Here is a 536-nt window from a genome sequence, read left to right as displayed (position 1 = left end):
GAGCAGGCGCCGGCCGACCCGCTGGCGGACTCGCCGGTGGTGCGCTGGCTCGAGGATCGCGAGTTCGAACCCACCCCGACGCCGGCCCCGGAGTTCCGGCACGGCGACTTCGCGGGCGGGCTGGCGCCGCTCGGCACGGTCTCGCACGGCGTGTTCCGCGGACGTCGGGCGATCATGGGCGTCACCGGCGGGCGCACGGTGCTGGCGCTGCGCCGCGACACCGCCTCCGACGTGGTGCTGGACCTCAGTCGCCCGGACGTCGACGCCGAGCCGGGCTTCCACGACGCCGGCGAGGTCGGTGCGCTGGAGGCGCGGACGTCGGACTACGGCCGGCTGGACCTCATCGACCGCGACCGTCTGACGGAGGCGGTCCGCGAGGTGCCCGCCGACGTGCGCCGCGTCTGGGCGGAGGGCGAGTGGGCGGCCGCGACGATCGACGGCGTCGACGATCCCTCGAGCTGGGATGACGTGGTGATGGCCCTGCACGGGGTGGCCGACGTGCTGGCGCCGTTCCCGCCGATCGGTGGCCGGGCCCG

At 76.3% G+C, this 536-nt stretch carries 1 pseudogene; it reads left to right on the top strand.

What is annotated here, in order from left to right:
* Positions 1-536: pseudogene (locus HMPREF3086_RS03900) on the top strand (hypothetical protein); the annotation flags it as partial.

This window comes from Dietzia sp. HMSC21D01, from assembly GCF_001815995.1.
GTDB lineage: Bacteria > Actinomycetota > Actinomycetes > Mycobacteriales > Mycobacteriaceae > Dietzia > Dietzia cinnamea.
This window is presented reverse-complemented; position numbering and strand designations above follow the sequence as displayed.